Source organism: Oscillospiraceae bacterium (assembly GCA_015065085.1).
Lineage (GTDB): Bacteria > Bacillota > Clostridia > Oscillospirales > SIG627 > SIG627.
The window spans coordinates 24,099-41,089 of record SVQW01000012.1 but is presented as its reverse complement, the minus strand read 5'-3'; the positions used below and the strand labels follow the sequence as shown (position 1 = coordinate 41,089).

Genomic DNA, 16,991 nt, shown 5'->3' with positions numbered 1-16,991 from the left:
TTCTGTCGGGGCGATTTTAATTCACTGATTTGCTGTCGCGCGCGTATTTTGACGGTGTAATGCCGAAATTTTTCTTGAATACGGATATAAAGTGGGAACAATCGGAAAAGCCCGATTCCATACAAACATCCGTGACGGATTTACCCTCGTCCAGAAGCTTTCGCGCGTAGGAAAGCTTTTTTGCTTCCAGGTATTCATGAGGGGAAAGATGTATGTATTTTCTGAACCAGCGGCTGAGCGTGGTGGTGCTGACATAGGTATTTTCCACAACGTCGCTGATGTAACGGATAGCGGCAAAATTCTCGTTTATATAATCCAGAACGCGTTGCATTTCAGCGGGGATTTTTACTTCATCCGCAGGTCTGGGAGCAGTTTGCTTATGACGTGCATTGATAAGCGCGATAAGTGCGAAAATATAGGCGGTGCGGGCGGCTTCGTTGTTGTCGCGGTCTGAACTGTCCAAACCCTGAAGTATGCTGAAAAGCATATCTTTGTCTTTTTCATCCGCACTGTATATATGTCTGAAATCATCACTGCCTATAAATTCCATGAGCATTGAAGGGGTGGGACAGCTGAACCACAGCACAAAATGGTCATGTATGCATGGACTGTTTATTATGCACACATGTACGTCGTCGGGACGTGTTATGATTATGTCGCCACTTTTTATACCGAAAAGCTTGTTGTTTACAAGAAATGAAACATCTCCCGACACATTTACATATATTTCGTAAAAACTGTGGATATGAGAATCGTCCAGCTCCTGCTCATTCGGCGTGGTGAAACGGTTTGAGCGGTGAAATCCGTACTTCATGCGCATGAAGGTGAGAGGCAGCTTTGTTAAAATCGGTTTAAACATGAGAATTACCTGTTTGACTTGTTTTTTGTATTTTTATTCTAAATTACAGCAAAATAAAAAAATCAATTCAGTTTAGTTGATTTAATTATACACTATTATGTAAAAAAGTCAATCGTTATTTTTTAGTTTGACCTATTTTTGACATATATTGAACGATTTTTGATAGAAATACAGCATTTTTCGTTATATAGTTACTATACATTGATGTACAGATGTTCGTATCATACGTTTGTACAGCGTTTTCTACGGTGAGACGTATATTAAAATTATATTATTCCAGGAGGTATGCGAATAATGAAAAAACTCGCATTACTTGTAATGGCGGCGGTACTGGTGCTGTGCCTTGTTCCCTGTGTTACGGCAACAACCCCGCAGTATGACGAAGAGCCCGATTACACCAAGGTTTGTGAAATCAGAGACAGTACTGTAAGTGCAAATCCGCCGTACCTCGGCACCGTTACCTGGTACAGTGAGAAAACAGCCGCTCAAAACGGTGTGCCCGGTGTTGCAGGTGTTGATTACAGCGGACATGTATGGAAAGTAACAGCTTCTTCCGGAAGCGGCTCGGGTGTAAACCTTGATTTCACTAAGATGAAAATACCTGCCAACACAGTAAAGTCTGTCACCATAAGAGTTTACACTTCTCCCGGCACGGAAAATGTGAGATTTTCTCCTCTTGATACTCCGCCCCCCACAACAGGCAACTATGTTTACTGGTTTACTGCTCAGCTGCCTATTGCCAAGGGACAGTGGGTTGATTACAAGCTTACAGAAGAAACACTTGCTACTTACAGCAAGAGCTTTGGTGCTCTTAAAGACAGCAACGGATACTTTACCGGCTTTGGCTTCAATATTAAGAGTTCAGACCGCTACATGTGGATAGACAGTGTTACCGTTGATTATGACAAAGAGCCTGATTACACCGAGGTTTGCGAAATCAGAGACAGCACTGTAAGTGCAAATCCGCCGTATCCCGGCGCTGTTAAATGGTACAGCGAGAAAACAGCCGCTCAAAAGGGAGCCCCCGGTACCGCAGGTGTTGATTACAGCGGACATGTGTGGTATGTAGCTGATACTGCTAATGGAAGCGGTACGGGTGTAAACCTTGATTTCACTAAGATGAAAATACCTGCCAACACAGTAAAGTCTGTTACTGTAAGACTTTATGCCCCTACCGATTCTGAGGAATATGTGAGATTTTCTCCCCTTGACGGTGTTCCGGCTGCAGGAGTAAACTATTCTTACTGGTTTACCGGTTCATATCATGTTGGAACCGGACAGTGGTATGATTACACGTTGACGGAAGAGTTCCTTATCGGTAAAGGAACGAGCTTTAGCACCCGAAAGGACAGCGATGGATATTTTACCGGCTTCGGTTTCAATGTTAAGAACGTAGATTACATGTGGATAGACAGTGTTACCGTTGAGTATGATGAAGCTCCCGATTATACCGAGGTTTGCGAAATCAGAAACAGCACTGTGAGCGACAATCCCCCGTATATTGGCAACGTTATCTGGTATGGTGAGGAGCTGGCGGCTCTGAGAGGCGCTCCCGGTGTTGCAGGCGTCGATTACAAGGGTCACGTATGGAAGGTTACAGGTCAGGGATCCGGTACGGGTGTAAACCTTGATTTTTCAGGTCTGAAAATACCTGCCGACGAGGTGGAATCTGTTACCGTAAGGTTATATGCTTCCGAGGGTACGGACAATGTGAGATATTCACCCCTTGATGTTGTAGACCCGACGCCCGGTACAAACAACAATCTTTATTGGATACCAAATGTTCATTCTATTACCAAGGGAAAGTGGATTGATTACGAGATCACGGAGGAGTTTGTTGTTAGTCAGGGAAAGACTTTCAGTGCTCTCAAGGACAGCAACGGCTATTTCACCGGATTTGGCTTTAATCTGAGACAGAGTTCGAATTTTTACATGTGGATAGACGAAGTTACCGTAAAAACGGTGGGTGACATCGATGTTGACGGAGAAATGCTGGGTGCGCAGATAAGAACAACCGCTCCCCAGGGTCTGAGATTCGGTACACAAATCAACTTCACCGATGATATAACTCTTGAAGAAATCAAGTATACATATGTTGAAGGCGGCGAGGCGGATACCAGATATGCAGGTACTATCATACTTCCCGTGTCCGAGCTTCCCGACGGCGTTACTGCCGCTACTCTCACCCACGAAAATGCGCCTGCAAATAATTTTGCCGATGTAAAGGCAGAGAATATCTTTGAGTACAATGATACCTTTGCTGTCTACACTGCAGTTGTATTGGACATCACCGAGGCAAGAAAAAGTGAAGAGCTGATTGCGCGGGCATATATTTATTACGACGGTGCGTATCACTATTTTGACCCTGTTGTACGCTCTGTTGTACAGGTTGAGACTAATATTGGCAACAGTAACGATAGCTGGAATAACGGCTGATTTGAATTTTTGCAAAAACCATGGGTTTTATCCATGGTTTTTGCTTTTTTGCTATTGATTTTTCTTGATGTTTGTATTATACTGTAACCAAATAATAACATTATGGAGGTCGACATGAAAATCGGAATATTTTCCGGCGCTTATTCTACGCCCAACGGCATAGATTATGCCGCTTGCAGAAAACACGGATATGAATGTATGGACTATCAGCAGCTGTGCAATACAAAGGGTGCGTTTTATTCTATGAGCGATACTGAATTCAAAACTGCACTTACCGAGGAACGCAAAAAGGCGAATGATGCGGGAATTGAGTTCAGCCAGGTTCACGCTCCCTGGCCGGTGGATGATTCCACCGAGCAGTCCCGTGCAAAAAAGCTGGAGAATATGAAAACCGCTATCCGCGGAACGCATTTTCTGGACGGTAAATATCTTGTTGTGCATCCTACAAGAATGTGGGAAGCTGACGGAAGCCGTGAAAATGACGGAGTGATAGACGAGAATATCCGCTTTTTCGGCGAGCTTGCCAAATATGGCGCAGAATTCGGTGTGGGAATATGCATTGAAAATATGCCTTTCATCAGAGATACATTGTCCTCACCGCAATCCATTGCGGATTTTGTAAGAGATGCAAATATTCCCAATCTTTCCATATGTCTTGACACAGGTCATGCATGGCTTTACCAGGTTGGTCCTGCGGATGCCGTCAGAATAATGGGGGATAAGCTTACGACCCTGCATGTTCATGACAACGACGGAAAAAGTGATTATCACTGGGTGCCCGGTGAGGGCAGAATGAAGTGGGGCGGCTTCGGAAAGGCTCTTGAGGATGTGGGATACAAGGGTGTGTTCTCTCTCGAGGGTGGTGTTACCCGCAGAATGCCCGCTGATCTGCATGAATATTTTGCTTCAAATCTTTGTAATGTAGCAAGATATATTATAGAACACGAAGAGATTATTACATTAAGACAGTGAGGTAAAAGCTATGAAAATAGGTATCATCAACGGTGCATACAAAAATCCGGACGGAACAAAGGATTACGCAAAGTTCAAGCGCCATGGTTTTGACTGCTTGGATGCCGGAGAAATGGGAAATATCAAGGGCGAATACTATCAGATGACGGAGGACGAATTAAAAAAGGCTCTCACCGAGGAACGCAAAAAGGTGCTGGATGCGGGTCTTGAATACAGTCAGGCGCACGGACCCTGGCCGGTAGACGACTCCACACCCGAATCCAGAAAAGAAAAAATGAAGTACATAAAGCGTTCTATTCTGGGCGCATCCTTCCTGCAGGCGAAGTACCTTGTGGTTCATCCTACCAGAATTTACGATGAAAACTGGAAAGAATACCCCGACATGCTGGATCAGAACGCTGAGATTTACAGAGAGCTTTGTGAATATGGTGCAAATCTCGGAGTGGGTGTTTGCATTGAAAATATGCCATTTGGCCCAAATTTCTCGCTTTCGACCGTAAAACAGGTGCTCAACTTTGTTGAAACCTATAAGATTCCCAATCTTTCGATTTGTTATGACACAGGCCATGCATGGTTGTACGGTGAAAAGCCTGCGGATATGGTAAGACTTTGCGGAAAGCATCTTACCACTCTCCATGTACATGACACCGACGGAGTTCAGGACAGACACTGGTTGCCCTTCAGCGGTTCCATTGACTGGAACGGCTTCGGAAAGGCGCTTCATGAAATCGGTTTTGATAACGCGCTTTCCATTGAAACCTGCGCACGTGACTATACACGCTACCCTGCCGAGCTTCTTGAGTACTATGAAATCGGTCTTGCGAAAATAGCAAAAGCTCTTACCGAGATATAATCTGAAAAAGCAAGCGTTCCTATGCGGAGTGTTCTTAAGGACAGTTTAAAACCCGAAACAAAAGTATTGTTTCGGGTTTTATTGTATAAGGTCTTAGGATATCCTAAATATTTGGAATATGGTACACATATTCCCTGCTTGTTACTGTACAGGACAATTTTGAAACATTGTATTGAAATTATGTTTTATTTGTGCTATAATTAATGTGTAATAATTGGATAGTTGTACTAATCGGAAACGGAGGTGTTGTTATGAATCCTGTATTGAAATATCGTGGAGGGAAATCAAGAGAGATTCCCCGTTTCTTACAATATATACCGGACGATTTCAACCGCTACATAGAGCCTTTTTTCGGTGGCGGTGCAGTTTATTTTTATTTAGAGCCTGACAATGCTATCATTAACGACCTAAACCAAAGATTAATGACATTTTACAGTCAGTTAAGAAATAATTATGCTGAAATGCGTTCGCAGTTGGACGAATTACAAGCTTTGTACGAGAAGAATCAACTTGACTTCAAAGAATTAAAGGCTAAGAGCCCGGAACAGAGAGTGCCAAACGCAAACGAAGAACTGTACTATAAGATAAGAGCATTATTTAATAATCCAGACGATACTTATTTGGACGGAGTTTTGTACTTCTTTATTAACAAAACTGCATATTCAGGTATGATTAGATATAATAACAATGGAGAATATAACGTTCCTTTTGGAAGATATCCTAATCTAAATACGAAACTTGTTACTCAACAGCACAGTGAGTTGTTAAAAAGAGCCGAATTGTATAGCGTTGATTACAGAGAAATATTTGATATGGCACAAGAGGATGATTTTATATTTTTAGATCCGCCGTATGATTGTGTGTTTAATGATTATGGCAATATTGACCTGATGAACGGATTTGACGAAACCGAACACCGGAGATTAGCAGCAGATTTTAGAAATTTAAATTGTCGAGCTTTAATGGTAATAGGGAAAACGCCGTTGACGGAAGAATTGTACGGCGACTACATATTTGACGAATACTATAAAAATTATTCTGTAAATATTAGAAATCGCTTTAACAATGACAAAATGCATATTGTTGTTAAAAATTATTAAGGGGGTGTTCAAATGGCGAGAATTGATAACAAGGTATTATTCTTCACAACATCACCACGAACACCAAGCAAAATGATACCAGAGATTAAACTCCTTCACGAACAGTTTTGCGGAAAACCTTGGAATACACAAACACAAGAAAATTTTATTGATTGTTTAGCAGCGTCCGATTTCTTTGAGGGGAATGGTTCCCCAAGTGACAAGGCGTTTAGTGCTCGTGATAGAATTAACCGTGCTCCCAAAGCACTTGGCTTTATTGACCTTAACCCCAAAATAGAACTAACTGAGGCCGGAAACGACCTGATATACGGGAAAAGACCACAAGAGATATTTTTGCGACAGTTACTTAAGTTCCAATTACCTTCACCATACCATAAAGAAAACCAAAAAATATGCGGAACTTTTTATATAAAGCCGTACTTGGAAATGTTTAGATTAGTGCGTGAACTCGGGTATATTACATTTGACGAATTGAAAATGTATGCAATACAGCTTACAGATTATCGAAAATTTGAAGTTATAAAAAACAAAATACTCACCTTCCGCACCGAAAAAGAAAAAAACAAAGGCCAGTATAAAAAGTTTGTTAATGAGGAATGGACTAACGCTATTTTAGAAATATACAGCGATAGAATTGCAGAAGGAAAAACGAAAACAAGAGAAACCAATGATGCAAGTCTCAAAAAATTCATATCTACTCAAAAAAATAATTTACGAGACTATGCAGACGCTTGTTTTAGATACTTGAGATATACTGGATTGATTTCAATTACTCACAGGAGCAGAACAATTTCTATTTTCCAAGATAAGATTAATGAAGTAGATTATTTCTTATCAAATATCGAACGCAAACCGATATACACCGACGACGAAAAATCATATAAGGAATATTTATTTTCATCTGCGTTACCGGTTCTTTATACCGATAACAAAGATAATATTATTGATAATCTTATGAGAATAAGTTCGCATACAAGGCGTGAACTTGAAACTCAAAATATCAACGAACTTAAAGATTTAAGAGATAAGGTTGTTAGCGACAGAAAAGAAGCTGTTATCAAAGAACAAGTAACGGAAATCAAGTCATATTCGTTGTACTCTGAGATAATAGATACATTTAACGAGATTATATCTGACGAATTATACGATGCTCCTCTTATGTTTGAATACAACACATGGCGAGCTATGACAATGCTTGACGGTGGGAACATAAAAGGTAATTTTAAATTTGACGATATAGGCCAACCGTTATCTACGGCACAAGGAAATATGCCGGATATCGAATGTGATTATGACGACTTTGCATTATCTGTCGAGGTCACTTTGCAATCAGGACAAAGACAGTATGAATCAGAGGGAGAACCTGTTGCAAGGCACTATGGACAAATGAAAAAGAGAACCGGAAAGGACTCATACTGTCTGTTTATTGCTCCTAATATAAACGGAGCAGCTTTGGCGCACTTCTTTGCTTTGAATAAAATGAATATATCCTATTACGGAGGAAAGACAAAGATAATTCCACTTGAATTGGATCAGTTTATGAAAATGATAGAGAACTCATATAATTACAAGACACAGCCTACACCAAAGGACATAAGAAGATTTTTAGATAAAGTAATCGAACAAATTGATTTATCTGAGAACGAGAATGAGTGGAACGCTCAGATACAAAACTGCGTTGATAGTTGGCTTGTTGCATAAATGAAAATCCCACTTTCGAGTTTTGAAAGTGGGATTTTCTGTCCTTAAGAACACTCAGCATATGAACGCTTGCTTTTTTGTAAAATACAGGAACTTTTTTGATATTGTATCGTCAAAAAAGCATCATACGGAAAGGATTATGATGATTATGAAGAAAATTTTATCTGCAATTCTTGCAGTGGCTATGCTGTCTGCAATGAGTGTTAATGTTCTTTCAGAAGCTTACGGAACAGGTATTACACGTGCTGTTATGCCGATTCCCGATGTGCAGACAAATGCTGACGGTATGTTTGATGAACAAAACCGTCTTAAAGAGGTCCTTACACAGGTAAAGCTTCTCATTGACATTCCCGAGGAATACACCGAATTTGATTATAGCCTTTACACACGCTATCAAAAGGAAAACTGGAATTTTATCTGGCGCACTGAGAATAATACAAAGAATATCAACATAGATGCTGACGGAGACGGAAGAATAACATACTATAATAAATATATCCGTCCCACACTTCTCAAAGCACCCGCGGTGCGCAAAGCTCAGGCGCTTGAAACCGCATACGGCTTTATTGAGAAGCTGTATCCCGAGATAATGAACGAGCTGGAGCTTATAACCGAGAATACTTCAATATATTTCGGCTCCAACTGCTATCAGTTCAATTTCCGCCGTGTTGTGAACGACATTCCCTACGACGCAAACAGCCTTAGCATTTCGGTTGACCACACCGATGGCGAGGTTCGTTCCTTCAGCATCAACTGGACTGCCGGACTTGAGTTTGACAGCCCCGAAAATGTAATTTCCGCGTCCGATGCCTTGGCAAAATGGAAATCTGACTCCGAAATGGAGCTTAAATACCGCATTTTTTCCCGTTACGAGAACGGTGAGTATGTTAATACCATAGCAAAGCCGGTTTACCTTAATAAGGATGCTCAGAAAAACATTCTGGCTCTCACAGGTGAATATCTTGAGGAAAACTACGGCTGGACTGCAAATGATAAGTTTATGGCTCCCGAAGAATCCGAGAATGTTACGATGGATTCGATGGCGTCGGGCTCTCTCAATTCCTCCTCAAGAGTTGAATTCAGCGAAAATGAATTGAAGCGTATGCAGGAGCTGGCGGGATATATAAAGGTTGAGGATGCGGACAAGATTGTACGTTCCTACACCGACCTTGCCATTGATGACAGCTTTACTCTGTCCTCCTATTCCACCGGTTACAGCTATCAGCCTTACACCGATACCGCCGACAGACCCGTCGTGTGGAATCTCAGCTACACGGGTGTTGTACGCGAAGGTGATTTCAGCCCTCTTACCGCACGTGCAACCGTAAACGCTGTAACAGGCGAGCTTGTGAGCTTCTCCTCTTACAGATACTACGACCACTTTGATAAAGATGGTAATTTTGTAAAGCCTGTTCTCAAAATTGAAAAAGAAAAGGCAGAAAAGCTTGCAGATAATTTCCTTGAAAAGGTTCAGCCCGAAAAGTATGACGACCTTGCTGTTGCTTCCGTAAGCACCACCAACTCCTTCACTTACAAAGCCAAGGACTACGGCAACGACGACGGCTATAACGATGGTGTTTACTACACCTCTCTTGCTGCAAGCTATAACCGCACTCACAACGAAATACAGGTAATGGGCAACAGTGCTTCCGTTACGGTTGACTGCGTAGAGGGTAAGATAACCAATTACTCCGTAAGCTGGACAGACAATCTGACCTTTGAAAGCGAAAAGGCAGAAATTGATGCCGAAACAGCGCTGGATATATATCTTGAAAATTCCGATGTAAAGCTTGAATACATTCACTACACCGTTTACCTGTACGACGAAGCGGCAGTTAAGGCTGCGGATACGAATATGGTGTCGGGCAAATATTACGGCGGCGATGTTATCGAAACACGCGATGAAACCCGTCTTGTATATGCTTTCTCGTGCCCGTTTTATGCAGTTTCTGCCGTAAGCGGAAAGCCCATTGACCACAACGGCGAAGAATATGTTCATCAGATATACGAGAAATTTGATGGCTTTAATGATATTGACGGCCATTGGGCACAGGAAAAAATAGAGCTTCTTTCCGACATAGGTGTTGTTATTGCCTCCGAAAGCTTCAGACCCGATGAGGCTATCACCCAGAAGGAATTTATTGCAATGCTTATGGCGGTTACAAATCATCACCCCATAATTTATCGTTATTCGGATATTGATGCAAACCTTTCGGCACTTGTTGAGGAAATGAAGTATAGTAATTACTATATTCCCGAAAAGGACGATGATATCGTTCCCGAAGCACCTCTCATGCGTAAGGATGCCGCAAAGTTCATAATGCGCGGTATGGGTTATGAAAAGATTGCTACTCTGGGCAACATTTTCAAAACTGATTTTGCTGACAATGACGCTATTGATACCGATTATATCGGTTACGCCGCACTGGCGCAGGCGTTGGGCATTATTTCCGGCTCACACGGCTGTTTCAACGGTGACGAAAACATTACCCGTGCGGAAAGCGTAATACTTATTTGCAACTACATGAACGCAGAAAAATAATTCATTCCAAAGCAGAACCCCCACCGCAATGCGGTGGGGGTTTTGTTTTACAAAGCTGTTATTTTGTTTTTTCGTTAAGCATATCTACGTAGTTTATGATGCTTTCAACCAGCTCGTCACATATCTGCTTGCCGATTTCTTCGGTAGCCCTTTCCGGGAACCCCATAACGCCGATTTTTACTTCGGGCTTCTGATGGAGATAGGGAACAACAAATTCGTCATCCACATTTTTTTCGGAAATTGCATAGAAGTCACAGTCTATACGCATAGTTTCGGCAATACTTTTTTCGTCCATTGCCAAGTCGTCCATACGTACCAGCTCGGGTGCCCAGTACTTCATTACAGAGGTTTCGCTCCAGCCTGCATGAAAATCGTGCTGAGGTTGCATGTTGAAGTGGCTCAGCCAGGTGGGAGAAAGGTCGATAGTGGTCATAACCGCAATGGTGCAGTCTTTCATCTGAGGAGTTCTGCGCATTGCAGATTGCAACGCACCCTTGAGTGCGGCAAAATTCTCCGTGCCGCCGTGACCTGACAGAACTACAATGTTTTTGAAGCCCATGCGTACAAATTCACAGCATATATCCATCATGTAAAGCCCGAAAACCTGCGGACTTACATTGACGGTACCTGCAAGCTCACCGCCCGAAAAGCAATAGTTTACGGTGGGAGCTACGATAGCATTAAGACGCTCTCCGGCTCTTTTTAAAGGCTGTTCTGCGTTATGAATATCGGTTGAAAGGGGAAGATGGTAACCGTGCTGTTCCACAACACCTACCGGAATAATAACGGTTTTGGTTTTTTTCAGTGCTTCCTGCATGTCCTTGACCGTCATGTTTATCATGAAATTTTTTAAAATTTGTGACATGTCGATAACCTCTTATTTTGTTTTTTCGTTTATCATATCTATATAGCTTACTATGCCTTCTACCATTTCGTCGCTGATCTTTTTGCCGATTTCGACGTCGGCTTTTTCGGGAAAGCCCATAACACCGATTTTTACCTCGGGCTTCTGGTGAAGATAAGGAATAACAAATTCATCGTCCACATTCTTTTCGGCGGTGGCATAATAGTCACAGTCGATACGCATTGTCTCAAGAAGCTCTTTTTCGTCCAGCTCCATTTCATCCATACGTACCAGCTCTGGAGCCCAGTACATCATTCTGGAAGTTTCGGTAAGACCTGCGTGAAAATCGTGCTGAGGCTCCATTCCGAAATAGTGATTTATTGTAGCGGAAAATCCGCCGGAGCTTCTTGCAAAAATATTCACGTTTTTCATTTCCGGGGTTCTGCGCATTGCGGATTGCAGTGCTCCTCTGAGTGCTGCCCAGTTTTCCGTACCGCCGTGTCCGGATAGAATAACAATGTTTTTAAAGCCCATACGGACAAATTCACAACAAATGTCCATCATGTAAAGCCCGAAAACCTGAGGGCTCACATTAACGGTACCTGCAAGCTCACCGCCCGAGAAGCAGTAGTTTACGGTAGGGGCTACGATAGCATTAAGACGCTCGCCTGCTATTCTGAGCGGGTCTTCTGCGTTGTGGATGTCGGTGGAAAGGGGAAGGTGATAGCCGTGCTGCTCTACAACACCAACGGGAATAATGACGGTTTTGGTCCTTTTCAGCGCTTCCTGCATGTCCTTGACTGTCATGTTGACCATGAAATTTTTGTGTATTTCGGCCATATTATTTACCTTCTTGCATCTCCTTTACGGATTCCAGAATTGCATCAGCCATGTATTCAAGCTGTTCGTCGGTAAGACCGTAAATAGGAAGGTGAGTGAAACGGCGGTCGAACACTTCTTCACATACAGGACATCCTGCCGCAATTTCTTTTTCGTCATATCCAAGCTGTTTGAGAATATTGAAACGGTAAAGCGGGCCGAAATGAGGAATTTCGGTAATACCCTTTGCCGCCAGCTTCTGACGGAGCATCTGAATGTCTCCGCCTGCCTTGTCGGGGTCAATTTGCAACAGGTAGAGGTGGAATGTGGGAACAATATCTTTGTTGCCGAGATCCTGAGGGATTATGGCGGGATTTTCGCTCAGGCGCTTTGTCATGTATTCGGCACATCTGCGACGTTCTGCAAGAATAGCATCGTAACGGTCTATCTGTAGGCTGAGACCTACTGCCTGAATTTCGGTAGTAGAGCTGTTGTTGGGCACAAAAGGCTTATCCTTGCCCTGTATTGCGGTAACGTCATATAACCAGTTTTTGATTTTGCGCGAGAAGTCAAGTCCGAGGAAACGCGCGCGCTTCATTTCGTCGCGGAAGGACTCAATATTTGTGGTAAGCACGCCGCCTTCTCCGAAGGAGGTGCAGTTTTTAACCTCATGGAAGCTGAATCCCGCGAAATCACCGATAGTACCAATCATTTTGCCCTTGTACATTGCGCCAAAAGCGTGGGCGGCGTCTTCAAGAACAAGTATGTTGTGTTTCTTGGCAATCGCCATAATGGCATCCATATCGCAGGGATAACCGCCGATATGTACAGGTACTATCATCTTTGTGCGAGGAGTTATTTTCTTTTCCAGATCCTTGGGGTCCATGTTGATGGTTTTGGGATCGATATCGCAGAATACCACCTTTGCACCGCATGCGAGAGGATAAGCCATGGTAGCAATAAAGGTAATGGCAGGAACGATAACCTCGTCACCGGGACCCAGGTTTGCATATTTGTATGCAATTTCAAATCCGGCGGTAGCATTGGCAACAAAGGTACTGCCCTGAGTTCCCAGATATTTGTTAACCTTTTCTTCCAGAGCTTCAACCCTGCTTCCGAGTGAAAGCTTGCCGGGAGCAGTAGAAACCTTACCCAGCTTTATTATTTGTTCTTCGACAGCCTTGATGGCGTTGTCATATTCCTCACCATCGCCTTGCATGAGAAATTTTACTATTTCCATAAGGTCGACAGCATTGTAGTTTTCACCTACTGCTGCCCAAGGTACGCGGGTTTCACCTGTATTGTATCGAAAGTCAGTGTTTTTCTTAGGCATAATGACACTCCTTTTAAAAACAAAATATTATTTTATTCATTAAAAAAATTATAGCACAATATATTACATTTGTCAAGTCAATTCATGTTAAATTTGTAATAAAAAAACAGCTGAAAACTCAAATTAAGTTTTCAGCTGTTGAATTGATATATTATTGTGCTTTTTCGATGATAACGGTGAAATCGTCCGATTTAAGAGAAGCACCGCCGATAAGACCGCCGTCGATGTTGGGCATTGCAAGAAGCTCTGCTGCATTTTTTGCATTCATGGAGCCGCCGTACTGAATGATGAATTCGTCAGCCGCTTCCTTGGAGTAGAGGTCAGCGATGATACCGCGGATAATTCCGCAAACCTCGTCAGCCTGCTCGGTGGTAGCAACCTTGCCCGTACCGATGGCCCAAACGGGCTCGTATGCGATTATGAGGTTTGCCAGTGCACTTGCGGGAATACCTTCCAGTGCCTTTCTGGTCTGAGTGTCAACAACCTCAAGAGTTTTGCCCGCTTCGCGTTCTTCGAGAAGTTCGCCTACGCACAGGATAACCTTAAGACCGCCCTCAAGTGCAGCAGTAACACGCTTGTTAACGGTTTCGTCGGTTTCGCCGAAGTACTGACGTCTCTCGCTGTGACCGATTATTACGTATTCAACACCGCTTTCCTTGAGCATATCAACGCTCAATTCGCCGGTGAAAGCTCCGCTGGGCGCAAAGTGTACGTTCTGAGCACCAAGCTTGACATTAGTGTGAGCAATAATGGGCTGAACAGCCGCTATGTCAATTGCGGGAACGCATATTACTATGCCGCAATCGTTGTTCTCAAGATTTTTGTTTATTATTTCGGTAGCCAGTGTAACAGCCTGGGAGGGAGTCATGTTCATCTTCCAGTTACCGGCAATAACTTTTTTTCTCATGGTAAAAACCTTCTTTACAGATTAATAATTATTTGTCCTGGAGACAAGCGATACCGGGAAGTACCAGACCCTCAAGGAACTCGAGAGAAGCACCGCCACCGGTGGAAATGTGAGTAATTCTGTCGGCAAAACCGAGCTTTTCGATAGCAGCCGCAGAGTCGCCGCCGCCAACAATGGAGATGGCACCGCTTTCAACAACAGCCTTCGCTATTTCCTTGGTACCGAATTCGTAGTTGGAGAACTCGCAAACGCCCATAGGACCGTTCCATACAACGGTAGCTGCACCCTTGATAGCTTCCTTGAAGAGAGCAACACTCTTTTCACCGATGTCAAGACCTTCGTGGGTGTCGGGAATGTTGTTGGAATCGCAAACCATGTTGGGGGCATCGTTGGAGTATGCAGTTGCCGCACGGTTGTCAACGGGAAGCAGGAACTTAACGCCCTTTTCTTCAGCCTTTGCAAGCAATTCTCTTGCAAGGTCCAGCTTATCATTCTCGCAGATGGAGATACCGATATTGCCACCCTTAGCCTTAATGAAGGTGTAAGCCATACCGCCACCGATGATGATGGTGTCAACCTTTTCAAGCAGGTTTTTTATAACGCCTATCTTGTCGGAAACCTTAGCTCCGCCCAGAATGGCAACGAAGGGACGCTTGGGATCATTGAGCGCATCGCCCATAATCTTGATTTCCTTCTGAATGAGGTAACCGCAAACTGCAGGCAGGTAATCAGCAACGCCTGCGGTGGAGGAGTGTGCTCTGTGAGCGGTACCGAAAGCATCGTTTACATAGATTTCAGCCATGTCAGCCAATGCTTTGGAGAAAGCGGGATCGTTCTTTTCCTCTTCCTTGTGGAAACGAACGTTCTCAAGAAGAAGAATTTCGCCGTCCTTGAGGGCAGCTGCCTTAGCTTTTGCATCCTCGCCGATAACATCCTTTGCAAGAGCCACCTCGCAGCCCAGAAGCTCAGAAAGCTTTGCCGCAACGGGTGCCAGAGAATATTTCAGATTGAATTCGCCCTTAGGTCTGCCCATGTGAGAGGTGAGAATGATTTTTGCGCCGTGTTCCTTGAGATATTTGATGGTGGGGAGAGCTTCTACAATTCTCTTGGGGTCGGTGATTCTGCCGTCTTCCAGGGGAACGTTGAAGTCACATCTTACCAGCACCTTTTTGCCGGATACTTCGATATCCTCGATGGATTTCTTGTTGTACATGTTTGCCATGGGTTTAACTCCTTGTATTTGATATTTATTAATTAAAAACTAAATTAACGGCTAAAGACCGTACACGGTACGATGAGTGAGGATTTTTTTATTAGAAAACTTGGTAATAACTAACGTGTGACGACATTGCGCACACAAGTCATTATAACATATATTAAATGATTTGACAATATTTTACGTGTTATGTTTTCAAAAAGTTAACACATTAGTTTTGGCCGTTATGCAAGTTATATTCCGAAAACTTTCAAAACTTTGGCATTTGCATCGTCAAGAGAGTGATTTTCGAAATCTTCAATTTTTCCGGCGTCACAAGCAGCGGCAAGCTTGGGATCCATGGGTATTTTGCCCAAAACCTCAAGACCGTGCTTTGCGGCAATCTCCTCAATGTGGCTTTCGCCGAAGACATTTATCTTTTTGCCACAGTCGGGGCATTCAATATAGCTCATGTTTTCCACAAGTCCCAGAATGGGAATATTCATCATTTTCGCCATATTTACGGCTTTTTCGACTATCATACCAACCAGCTCCTGGGGAGAGGTGACAATAATGATACCGTCTACCGGCAGTGACTGAAACACTGTCAGAGGTACATCGCCTGTTCCGGGAGGCATATCCACATACATGTAGTCTACGTCCTTCCAGATAACGTCGGTCCAGAACTGCTTAACCGCACCCGCGATAACGGGACCTCTCCATACAACGGGAGTGGTGTCGGTTTCGGTGAGAAGATTGAGAGACATAATGTCGATGCCTGTTTTGGTGGTTACCGGGATAATGTGGTTTTCACCGTCGCCTGTTGCGTGTTCGGTGATGCCGAATGCCTTGGGGATAGATGGACCGGTAATATCTGCATCCAGAACGGCGGTTTTAAAGCCCTTGCGGTTGGTGAGGGTAGCCATCATTGAAGTGACAAGAGATTTACCTACACCGCCCTTACCGCTGACAATAGCAATAACCTTTTTTATGGAAGAAAGCTCGTTGGGCTTTTCAATAAGACTTTTGGGGTCACGGCTGCTGCAGTTGGATTTACAGGTAGAGCAGTCATGAGTACAGTTTTCGTGTTCGTTGCTCATTTTATCATTCCTCCGAAGATGTAATATTAGTATTCTGCAAACTTCTTACTATTATATACCTTTTCCTTTCGAAAAGTCAATAGATAAACAAAATGTGACATAAAAATTTACCATTTGATAAAAAAATAACAGAGCGCTTTTCTGCGCTCTGTTCAGTGTGTCGATAAACCTGTCGACACACTGAAAGACTTTCGAAAAGTCAGGGATATTTTGCCGATTAAAGCCTGTCGGCGTACAAAGGTACGATAAGGCTTGAATCGGCAAAAAGCGACAAACAGCAGGTGATATTCGATGTATCGCCTGCTGTTAAAGTATTTTTTGCTTTATTTC

General features: G+C 43.2%; 13 protein-coding genes. 6 read left to right on the top strand and 7 right to left on the bottom strand.

From position 1 onward, the window contains the following. Positions 1-16 precede the first annotated feature (16 nt). Complete coding sequence (locus E7588_08360; protein ID MBE6689268.1) at positions 17-859, bottom strand: helix-turn-helix domain-containing protein; 843 nt, start codon at positions 857-859, stop codon at positions 17-19. 294 nt (positions 860-1,153) lie between these two features. On the opposite strand from E7588_08360, the gene E7588_08355 reads away from it, so the two are divergent. From E7588_08355 to E7588_08330, 6 genes are all read left to right on the top strand, one after another. Further along, the gene (locus E7588_08355) at positions 1,154-3,295 is read left to right on the top strand and encodes a hypothetical protein (protein MBE6689267.1); all 2,142 of its coding nucleotides are present in this window, start codon (positions 1,154-1,156) and stop codon (positions 3,293-3,295) included. A 102-nt stretch (positions 3,296-3,397) separates the two neighbouring features. After that, a complete protein-coding gene (locus E7588_08350) occupies positions 3,398-4,267 on the top strand; it encodes a sugar phosphate isomerase/epimerase (GenBank protein ID MBE6689266.1) in 870 nt (289 codons plus the stop codon). Positions 4,268-4,277: 10 nt separating this feature from the next. Beyond that, entirely contained in the window at positions 4,278-5,120 is an 843-nt protein-coding gene (locus tag E7588_08345; protein MBE6689265.1) for a sugar phosphate isomerase/epimerase, read from the top strand. Positions 5,121-5,371: 251 nt separating this feature from the next. Beyond that, a complete protein-coding gene (locus E7588_08340) occupies positions 5,372-6,220 on the top strand; it encodes a Dam family site-specific DNA-(adenine-N6)-methyltransferase (protein MBE6689264.1) in 849 nt (282 codons plus the stop codon). A 12-nt stretch (positions 6,221-6,232) separates the two neighbouring features. Continuing rightward, positions 6,233-7,921 (top strand): AlwI family type II restriction endonuclease, encoded by a 1,689-nt coding sequence (locus E7588_08335; protein MBE6689263.1) that lies wholly within the window; start codon positions 6,233-6,235, stop codon positions 7,919-7,921. A gap of 61 nt (positions 7,922-7,982) precedes the next feature. Continuing rightward, a complete protein-coding gene (locus E7588_08330; protein ID MBE6689262.1) occupies positions 7,983-10,463 on the top strand; it encodes an S-layer homology domain-containing protein in 2,481 nt (826 codons plus the stop codon). Between the two features lie 58 nt (positions 10,464-10,521). On the opposite strand, the gene E7588_08325 is transcribed toward E7588_08330, so the two are convergent. The 6 genes from E7588_08325 to E7588_08300 form a co-directional block, all read right to left on the bottom strand. After that, entirely contained in the window at positions 10,522-11,328 is an 807-nt protein-coding gene (locus tag E7588_08325; protein MBE6689261.1) for a creatininase family protein, read from the bottom strand. Positions 11,329-11,340: 12 nt separating this feature from the next. Further along, the gene (locus E7588_08320; protein MBE6689260.1) at positions 11,341-12,147 is read right to left on the bottom strand and encodes a creatininase family protein; all 807 of its coding nucleotides are present in this window, start codon (positions 12,145-12,147) and stop codon (positions 11,341-11,343) included. Position 12,148: 1 nt separating this feature from the next. Continuing rightward, positions 12,149-13,459: a DegT/DnrJ/EryC1/StrS family aminotransferase gene (locus tag E7588_08315; protein ID MBE6689259.1), complete on the bottom strand. Its 1,311-nt coding sequence runs from the start codon at positions 13,457-13,459 to the stop codon at positions 12,149-12,151. A 151-nt stretch (positions 13,460-13,610) separates the two neighbouring features. After that, positions 13,611-14,366, bottom strand: a complete 756-nt coding sequence (locus E7588_08310; protein MBE6689258.1) for a triose-phosphate isomerase — start codon at positions 14,364-14,366, stop codon at positions 13,611-13,613. Between the two features lie 28 nt (positions 14,367-14,394). Further along, positions 14,395-15,588 carry a phosphoglycerate kinase gene (locus E7588_08305; GenBank protein ID MBE6689257.1) on the bottom strand — a complete coding sequence of 398 codons (1,194 nt, stop codon included), beginning with the start codon at positions 15,586-15,588 and terminating at the stop codon, positions 14,395-14,397. Positions 15,589-15,815: 227 nt separating this feature from the next. Further along, positions 15,816-16,661: an Mrp/NBP35 family ATP-binding protein gene (locus E7588_08300; GenBank protein MBE6689256.1), complete on the bottom strand. Its 846-nt coding sequence runs from the start codon at positions 16,659-16,661 to the stop codon at positions 15,816-15,818. Between the last annotated feature and the right edge of the window lie 330 nt (positions 16,662-16,991).

Coding starts and splice junctions, on each gene's coding strand:
- E7588_08345 (MBE6689265.1), top strand. CDS start 4,278: ATGAAAATAGGTATCATCAACGGTGCATACAAAAATCCGGACGGAACA.
- E7588_08355 (MBE6689267.1), top strand. CDS start 1,154: ATGAAAAAACTCGCATTACTTGTAATGGCGGCGGTACTGGTGCTGTGC.
- E7588_08325 (MBE6689261.1), bottom strand. CDS start 11,328: ATGTCACAAATTTTAAAAAATTTCATGATAAACATGACGGTCAAGGAC.
- E7588_08350 (MBE6689266.1), top strand. CDS start 3,398: ATGGAGGTCGACATGAAAATCGGAATATTTTCCGGCGCTTATTCTACG.
- E7588_08300 (MBE6689256.1), bottom strand. CDS start 16,661: ATGAGCAACGAACACGAAAACTGTACTCATGACTGCTCTACCTGTAAA.
- E7588_08330 (MBE6689262.1), top strand. CDS start 7,983: ATGAACGCTTGCTTTTTTGTAAAATACAGGAACTTTTTTGATATTGTA.
- E7588_08315 (MBE6689259.1), bottom strand. CDS start 13,459: ATGCCTAAGAAAAACACTGACTTTCGATACAATACAGGTGAAACCCGC.
- E7588_08335 (MBE6689263.1), top strand. CDS start 6,233: ATGGCGAGAATTGATAACAAGGTATTATTCTTCACAACATCACCACGA.
- E7588_08320 (MBE6689260.1), bottom strand. CDS start 12,147: ATGGCCGAAATACACAAAAATTTCATGGTCAACATGACAGTCAAGGAC.
- E7588_08310 (MBE6689258.1), bottom strand. CDS start 14,366: ATGAGAAAAAAAGTTATTGCCGGTAACTGGAAGATGAACATGACTCCC.
- E7588_08340 (MBE6689264.1), top strand. CDS start 5,372: ATGAATCCTGTATTGAAATATCGTGGAGGGAAATCAAGAGAGATTCCC.
- E7588_08305 (MBE6689257.1), bottom strand. CDS start 15,588: ATGGCAAACATGTACAACAAGAAATCCATCGAGGATATCGAAGTATCC.
- E7588_08360 (MBE6689268.1), bottom strand. CDS start 859: ATGTTTAAACCGATTTTAACAAAGCTGCCTCTCACCTTCATGCGCATG.